Source organism: Ferrovibrio sp., from assembly GCF_017994015.1.
Lineage (GTDB): Bacteria > Pseudomonadota > Alphaproteobacteria > Ferrovibrionales > Ferrovibrionaceae > Ferrovibrio.
The window spans coordinates 20063-27993 of record NZ_JAGOLP010000041.1 but is presented as its reverse complement, the minus strand read 5'-3'; the positions used below and the strand labels follow the sequence as shown (position 1 = coordinate 27993).

The 7931-nt window shown below is 63.9% G+C and carries 7 protein-coding genes; 5 read left to right on the top strand and 2 right to left on the bottom strand.

Annotated features, from left to right (window positions below; genetic code table 11):
- Both KBB36_RS15915 and KBB36_RS15910 read left to right on the top strand, forming a co-directional pair.
- A partial coding sequence (locus KBB36_RS15915; protein ID WP_290983026.1) for an ATP-binding cassette domain-containing protein occupies positions 1 to 1008 on the top strand: 1008 nt, incomplete at its 5' end.
- 8 nt (positions 1009 to 1016) lie between these two features.
- Entirely contained in the window at positions 1017 to 1946 is a 930-nt protein-coding gene (locus KBB36_RS15910) for a glyoxylate/hydroxypyruvate reductase A (protein WP_290983023.1), read from the top strand.
- Here the strand turns inward: KBB36_RS15910 and KBB36_RS15905 are convergent.
- Entirely contained in the window at positions 1943 to 2755 is an 813-nt protein-coding gene (locus tag KBB36_RS15905; RefSeq protein WP_290983021.1) for an RNA methyltransferase, read from the bottom strand. The genes KBB36_RS15910 and KBB36_RS15905 overlap by 4 nt on opposite strands.
- A 56-nt stretch (positions 2756 to 2811) precedes the next feature.
- Positions 2812 to 4362, bottom strand: coding sequence for a DEAD/DEAH box helicase (locus tag KBB36_RS15900; RefSeq protein WP_290983018.1), 1551 nt, complete (start codon positions 4360 to 4362; stop codon positions 2812 to 2814).
- 320 nt (positions 4363 to 4682) lie between these two features.
- Between KBB36_RS15900 and KBB36_RS15895 the strand changes: the two genes are divergently transcribed.
- Genes KBB36_RS15895 through KBB36_RS15885 form a run of 3 tightly spaced genes read left to right on the top strand, consistent with a single transcriptional unit; the run spans position 4683 to position 7927 of the window.
- Complete coding sequence (locus KBB36_RS15895) at positions 4683 to 5273, top strand: 2-hydroxychromene-2-carboxylate isomerase (protein WP_290983015.1); 591 nt, start codon at positions 4683 to 4685, stop codon at positions 5271 to 5273.
- A gap of 41 nt (positions 5274 to 5314) precedes the next feature.
- Complete coding sequence (locus KBB36_RS15890; RefSeq protein ID WP_290983011.1) at positions 5315 to 6529, top strand: nitrate/nitrite transporter; 1215 nt, start codon at positions 5315 to 5317, stop codon at positions 6527 to 6529.
- 12 nt (positions 6530 to 6541) lie between these two features.
- Positions 6542 to 7927 carry a DHA2 family efflux MFS transporter permease subunit gene (locus tag KBB36_RS15885; protein WP_290983008.1) on the top strand — a complete coding sequence of 462 codons (1386 nt, stop codon included), beginning with the start codon at positions 6542 to 6544 and terminating at the stop codon, positions 7925 to 7927.
- Positions 7928 to 7931: the final 4 nt, after the last annotated feature.

Genomic DNA, 7931 nt, shown 5'->3' with positions numbered 1-7931 from the left:
ACGCATGACCTTACCATCGTGCGCAAATTCGCTGATCGTGTGGCTGTGATGACCCAGGGGCATATCGTCGAGGCCGGATCGGTGGCTGACGTATTTGGCGCGCCGGCACATGCCTATACGCGCAAGCTGCTGGCCGCCGAGCCGAAGGGCAAGCCGGCCAGCCCAGCCGAGGATGCCGCGCCGGTAATGCGCGCCGAGCAGGTCAAGGTGTGGTTTCCGATCAAAGCCGGATTGTTCCGCCGCACCATCGGCCATATCAAAGCCGTGGATGGCATCGACATCACGATCCGCGCTGGCGAAACCCTGGGCGTGGTGGGCGAAAGCGGCTCGGGCAAATCCACTTTGGGCTATGCCTTGCTGCGCTTGCAGAAATCCACCGGCCGCATCCGCTATGGCGAGCGCGACTTGCAGGGCCTGACCTGGGCCGACATGCGGCCGCTGCGGCGCGAAATCCAGGTGGTGTTTCAGGACCCGTTTTCCAGCCTCAGCCCGCGCCTGTCGGTATTCCAGATTGTTGAAGAAGGTTTGCGTGTGCATGGCCTGCCAGGCCGAAACGGCGCTGCCGGCAGCGAGGCCGAGCGACGCGAGCGGGTGGCGGCGGCCTTGGCCGAAGTAGGCCTCGATCCAGCCAGTATGGATCGTTATCCGCATGAATTCAGTGGCGGCCAGCGCCAGCGCATCGCCATTGCGCGCGCCATGGTGCTGGAGCCGCGCTTTGTGGTGCTGGATGAGCCAACTTCGGCGCTGGATATGAGCGTGCAGGCACAGATTGTTGATCTGCTGCGTGATTTGCAGCAGAAGCGCGGCCTGGCCTATCTGTTCATCAGCCACGATTTGCGTGTGGTGCGGGCACTGGCGGATCGGGTGCTGGTGATGAAGGATGGCCGCGTGGTGGAGCAGGGCGCAGCCGCAAAGCTGTTCAGCGCGCCGGAAACCGATTATACCCGCGCCCTTATCGCCGCTGCCTTTGATCTGGCGGTGACGCATGAGCATGCCGTTCGAGGATAGGCTGAACCATGGCCCTGTTGATCTACACGCCGATCCACGATGCCGAGGATTGGGCGGAAACCCTGCGGCAGCAACTGCCTGATCTGGATGTGCGGGTTTATCCCGAAATCGGCAATGCCGACGAGATCGACATGGCGCTGGTGTGGAAGCCGCCGGCCGGTTTTCTGGCTGGCTTCCGCAATCTGAAATTTGTGCATAGCTTCGGCGCCGGGGTGGACGGCATCCTGGCCGATAACAGCTACCCGCGCCAAGTGCCGCTGGCCCGCGTGGTGGATGCCGGCCTGGCCAATGGCATGGCCGAATATGTGGTGCTGCATGTGCTGCGTTTTCATCGCCAGATGCAGGCGATGCAGTTCAACCAGCGCAACCGCACCTGGAAATGGCTGCCGCCGGTGGATGCCAAGGATCGCACCATCGGCATCATGGGCATGGGCGCGTTGGGTGCCGTGGCCGCAAAACGCCTGCTCGATTTTGATTTTCAGGTGGTGGGCTGGAGCCGCCGGCTGAAGGCCGTCGATGGCGTGGCGAGTTTCCATGGCGACGATCAGCTAGAAGGTTTTCTGAGCCATTGCAATGTGCTGGTCTGCCTGCTGCCGCTGACACCGCAAACCCGTGGCATCATCAGCCGCCGCACCATCAGCCTGTTGCCGCGTGGCGCGCATATCATCAATGCCGGGCGTGGCGGCCATGTGGTGGAAGCCGACCTGCTGCATGCGCTGGATAACGATTATCTCTCCGGCGCCACGCTGGATGTGTTTGCCGAAGAACCGTTGCCCGAGCAGCATCCGTTCTGGACGCATCCGAAGGTCACGGTGACGCCGCATAATGCCGCCGACAGTATTCCTGCGCTGGTGGTGCCGCAGATCGTGGATAATATCCGGCGCTGCCGCGAAGGCCGCCCGCTGGCCCGTATCGTCGATTTGTCGGTCGGTTATTAGAGCGTCGCGCGGTTGATTTCGTAGAGCACGATGGCGGTGGCCACCGCCACGTTGAGCGAATCGGCGGTGCCGCGCATCGGGATGCGCACCCGGGCATCACAGGCATCTTCATATTCCCTGGGCAGGCCAGCCTGTTCGTTGCCCATCATCAGGAAAACCGGGCCGCGATAATCCAGCTTGCGGTAATCCTCGGAGGCGCGCAGCGACGTGCCCACCAGCATGCCGCCCAGCGGCTGGCGCCAGGCATTAAAATCGGCGAAGCGCGCCTTGGCCAGTTTCACGGCAAAGATCGAACCCATCGAGGCACGCACGGCTTCGATGGAAAACGGGTCACAGCATTCGTCGATCAACACAATGCCGGCGGCGCCCACCGCATCAGCGGTGCGCATGATGGTGCCCAGATTGCCGGGATCGCGGATCATTTGCAGCGCTATAAGGCAGGATTGCGGCGTGAGGCTAAAATCCTCCAGCCGGCTCCAGCCGGCGCGGTAGATGCCCACCACGCCCTGCGGATTATCGCGCCGGGCGATTTTTTCCATCGCCTGGTTGCTGGCTTCGATGCAATCAATGCCGCGTGCCAGGCAGCGCGCCAGATAGTCGCGTAATTTGGGATGCTGCTTCAATTCGCTGCTGAAGATCAGCGTTTCGGGCCACACATTCTGCTCGGCAGCGGTTAATGCCGTGCGCAGGCCCTCGGCCACATAGAGCCCAGTCTCGCGGCGATGTTTTTTATCGTCCAGCGCACGCACCAGCTTGATCGCCGGATTGGCGGCACTGGTAACGAGCTTCACGGCATTGGCTTCGCGCATGGCCTGTGCTTAGCAAGGAAAGCCGGGCCGCCGCAAGTGCGGCCCGGTATCGAGTGTCAGCCGCGTGTGCCGCTGCGCTGCTGCTGGCCACCGGAGCGCTGACCGCCGGAACGCTGGCCATTATTGGAACGCTGGCCACCGGCATGCTGGCCGGCAGAACGCTGCGGCTGGCCGCCACGGTTCGGCTGCCCGCCCTGCGGCTTGGCACCGGCATGTTGCGGGCGCTGGCCATCGGGGCGCTTGGCGGCGCCATCCTGATGCCGGGCGCCGTCCTGACGCTGACCCTGCGAACGGCCACCGGCATGGTGGCCACCATCCTGATGGCGGCTGCCATGATGACCGCCACCATGACCCTGCGGGCGACCGCCCTGGCCCTGGCGCTGGCCCGGCTTCTGGCCATGGCGATGGCCATGCGCCGCACGCGGGGCCTCGGCTTCCTCGGTCACGGCAATGCTGCCGCGCCGGTCTTCGGCCGGAATTTTCTGCTTGATCAGGCGTTCGATATCACGCAGGTAGGCGCGTTCTTCCTGATCACAGAAAGCGATGGCAATGCCGGCGCGGCCGGCGCGCGCGGTGCGGCCGATGCGATGCACATAGGATTCCGGGATGTTCGGCAGTTCATAATTGATGACATGCGTCACTTCCGGAATGTCGATGCCGCGGGCTGCGATATCGGTGGCAACCAGGGCGCGCACCTTGCCGGCACGGAAACCTTCCAGGGCGCGCTCGCGCTGGCCCTGCGATTTGTTGCCGTGAATCGCTGCTGCTTCCACACCGCTGCCCACCAAGTGCTTGGCAACGCGGTCGGCGCCACGCTTGGTGCGGGTGAAGATCAGCGTGCGATAGATCGCATCATCCTTGAGCAATTCGCTCAGCAGCGTGCGCTTGGCGGCGGTGTCGACATGGATCACCTTCTGCTCAACGCGGTCGGCGGTGGCTGCCACCGGGGTTACAGCCACGCGCATCGGATCGCGCAGGAAACCGGCGGCAAGCTGGGCGATGTCGTCCGGCATGGTGGCCGAGAAGAACAGGCTCTGGCGCTGCTTGGGCAATTGCGCCGCGATCTTCCGGATCGGCTGCACAAAGCCCATGTCGAACATCTGGTCGGCCTCGTCCAGCACCACGATCTCGGTCAGATCGAGGCGGATATGGCGGCTGCCGGTGTGATCCAGCAGGCGGCCCGGCGTGGCCACCAGCACGTCAACGCCCTGGCTGAGCTGCTTGATCTGCGGGCCGGGAGAAACGCCGCCGAAAACAATGGCAACGCTGACGCCCAGCTTTTCGCCATAAAACCGGAAACGCTCGGCGATCTGGCTCGCCAATTCGCGGGTCGGGCTGAGCACCAGCACACGGCAGGATTTCGGCTGCGCGCGCGGGCGGCGGCCATCCGGGCCGGCTTGTGCCAGGCGATGCAGGATCGGCAGCGCAAAGGCGGCGGTCTTGCCGGTGCCGGTCTGTGCGATGCCGAGCAGATCACGGCCCTGCATCACATAGGGGATCGCCTGGGCCTGAATCGGGGTGGGGGTTTTATAGGGGCTGGCGGCCAGGGCTTGCAGCAGGGGGGCGGCAAGGCCGAGATCGGTGAAGCTTACGCTGGTAGTGGTCAAAACAGAATCCTTTAAGGGCCGCAGCGCCATGGCGCATACGGTTACGCAGCCATGCAAAATGCACGGCGGCGGGGGATGAAAACGCCCCGCGTGACCTGGGTCGTATGATGAAGGATGAAGGGCGCCGGGCAGGACGATCCGCAGTGAAGCAATACAGGGAACGTTCACGCGGCCTGGCAGCCGCTGGCCGGCACCCGCTCCGGGCGCCGATGTGCTGCATATGGCAGCTTGAACCGGGATAGTCAAGCGGCATCATGCTGCCGCTTCCGCCGCTCCGGGTCCGGGTGTAGCCTTTGTCACAAATCCGGTGGGAGGAAATCATGAAGGCAGTGGAGTTTCTGTTCGATTTTGGCAGCCCGACCTGCTACCTGGCCTACACGCAATTGCCGGCGCTGGCCGCGCGCCATGGCGCCGAGATCATCTGGCAACCGGTTCTGCTGGGCGGCATTCTGAAAGCCACCGGCAATCGCTCGCCGGTCGAAGTGCCAGCCAAGGGCGCCTGGATGTTGCAGGACTTGCAGCGTTTCGCCCGTCGCTACGGCGTGCCGTTCACCTTCAACCGGCATTTCCCGATCAACACACTGATGCTGATGCGCGCTGCCAGCGCCATGCAGATGCAGGGCAAACTGCTGCCCTATGCCGATGCGGTCTACCGCGCGATCTGGGCCGAAGGGCGCAATATGGGCGATCCGGCCGTGGTTGGTCAGGTGCTGGCCGAAGCCGGCTTTGATCCGGCGGCGGTATTGGCGGCAGCGAATGACGAAACCGCTAAACAGGCGCTGAAGGCGGCCACTGAATCTGCCGTGGCGCGCGGTGCTTTTGGTGCGCCGATCTTCTTTGTTGGCGACGAGATGTATTTTGGCCAGGATCGCATGGAATTTGTCGCCGAGGCACTGGCCGCGCTGCCCTGATTGTTTCAGCCTAGATTTGCCCCAGTCAGAAAAACAAAAAAATGACCTCTCCCCCGATTTCCCCTGCGCGGCTGCTGTGGCTGCTCTGCATCGCCGAAGTGCTTAGCATGGCCGGCTTCTCGGCCTTTCCCGCCTTGCAGCCGGAATTGAGCGCGCTATGGCAGCTCAGTGCCGCCGAAGCCGGCTGGATCAACGGGCTGTTTTTTGCCGGCTATACCCTGGCGGTGCCGTTCCTGGTGGCCTTCACGGATCGCAGCGATCCGCGCCGCGTGATGTTGGTGGGGTTGCTGCTGGCGGTGGTCGGCAATCTCGGTTTTGCCCTGGCGGCGCAGGGTTTTGTCAGCGCGGCGCTGTTTCGTTTCATTGCCGGTGCGGCTTTGGCCGGCACCTATATGCCGGGCCTGGTGCTGCTGACCGATCATGTGCAGGGGCCGCTGCAATCGCGCTCGGTGGCATTCTACACCTCCACTTTCGGCGTTGGCAGCGCCGGCTCCTTCCTGGTAGCGGGTGAACTGGGGCAGCTTTTCCCCTGGCCGGTGGCCTTTGCGGTTTCAGCTTTGCTGGCAGCGGCCGGCTTTGTGCTGGTATTTGGCTGGCTGCCGAGCCGGCCGGCCGAGCGGCGCCCATTGGTGCCGGTGCCGCTGCGCCGCGTGCTGGATTTCCGCCCGGTGCTGCGCAATGGCAATGCCATGCGTTATGTGCTGGGCTATGGCCTGCATTGCTGGGAATTGTTCACGGTGCGCTCCTGGATCGTGGCTTTCCTGGATGCCCGCGCCGCTGCCGGTGCCGAGGCTTTGTGGCGCCCCACCACGGTGGCGATGATCGTGGTGCTGGTCGGTGTGCCGGGCAGCATCCTGGGCAATGAACTGGCTTTGCGGGTTGGCCGGGTGCGCGCCATTGTTGGCGTTGCCATCATCACCGCCGCGCTGGCGGCCCTGATCGGTTGGTCAAGCGCCTGGCCGGCTGTGCTGCTGGGCAGCATGCTGGTGGTTTACAAATTCATGATCATGGCCGATTCCGGCGCGCTCACGGCTGGCGCGGTGGGCGCAGCCGAGCCGGATCGGCGCGGTGCCACCATGGCGGTGCATTCCACCATCGGTTTTCTGGGCGCCTTTCTCGGCCCGGTGGTGTTTGGCCTCACCCTGGATGGCCTGGGCGGCGCCGGCGAGCCTTTCGCCTGGGGCATCGCCTTCACCGCGCTGGCGGCAATCGGTATGCTGTCGCCTCTGGTGCTGCTCACCCTGGGGCGCCGCTGAAAGTTCGGTTCGATGCTGATCCCGTTGATTGTTGCCTGCGCGCTGTTCATGGAGAATCTCGACTCCACCGTGCTGGCTACCGCCTTGCCGGCCATCGCCGAAGCCTTCGGCGAGAATCCGCTGAAGATGAACTTGGCCATCACCTCCTACCTGTTCAGCCTGGCGGTGTTCATCCCGATCAGCGGCTGGATGGCGGATCGCCATGGCACGCGCACGATTTTTCGCGCCGCCATCATCGTGTTCACGCTCGGCTCGATCCTGTGCGGCCTGAGCCAGTCTTTCTGGGAACTGGTTGGTGCGCGGGTGTTGCAAGGCATTGGCGGCGCCATGATGGTGCCGGTCGGCCGCTTGCTGGTGGTGCGATCGGTCAGTAAGGCGGAGCTGGTGCGGGCGATGGCTTTCCTCACCCTGCCAGCGCTGATCGGCCCGGTGATCGGGCCGCCTTTGGGCGGCTTCCTTACCACCTATCTATCGTGGCGCTGGATCTTCTGGATCAATGTGCCGATCGGCATTGTCGGCGTGCTGCTGGTCAGCCTGCATATCCCGAATACCCGCGCCGCCAGCACGCCGCCACTGGATCGCCTGGGTTTTCTGCTATCCAGCCTGGCGCTGCTTGGCCTGGTCTTTGGCTTTGAAACCATCGGCCGCGATCTGCTGCCTTTCTGGCTGCCGCCGGCCTTGCTGCTGCTGGGCGGCATTATTCTGTGGCTTTACCTGCGCCATGCGGCGCGCGTGCCCTATCCGGTGATCGACCTGCGGCTGCTGCAACAGCCCACTTTCCGCATCTGCAATATCGGCGGCTTCCTGTTCCGCATCGGCGTAGGCGCGTTGCCCTTCCTGCTGCCGCTGATGCTGCAACTGGGTTTTGGCCTCAGCGCTTTTCAATCCGGCATGCTCACCTTTGCCAGTGCCGCCGGTGCGTTGCTGATGAAGGCCAGCGCCGGGCCGATCCTGCGCCGCTTCGGCTTCCGCCGCGTGCTGGTGATCAACGCTGTGCTGTCCAGCGCTTTCATCCTGGCCACCGGTTTCATCCGGCCGGATATGCCGGCCTGGAGCATTCTGTTGCAGCTGTTGTTTGGCGGGTTTTTCCGCTCGCTGCAATTCACCAGCATCACCACGCTCAGCATCGCGGATTTCCCGCCCGAGCGCATGAGCGCGGTGACCAGCTTCTCCTCGATGGCGCAGCAGGTTTCGCTCAGTTGCGGCGTGGCGGTGGGGGCCTTGGTGCTGCATGCCACGGTGGCTTACAAGGGCGGCGCCAGCCTGACTCCGGCGGATTTCACCCCGGCCTTTGTGTTTGTTGGCCTGGTGGCGATGGCATCGGTTTTCTCCTATCGGGCGCTGGCGCCCGATGCCGGTGCCGAGGTCAGTGGTCATCGGTTGCCACCACCAAGCTGAAAAG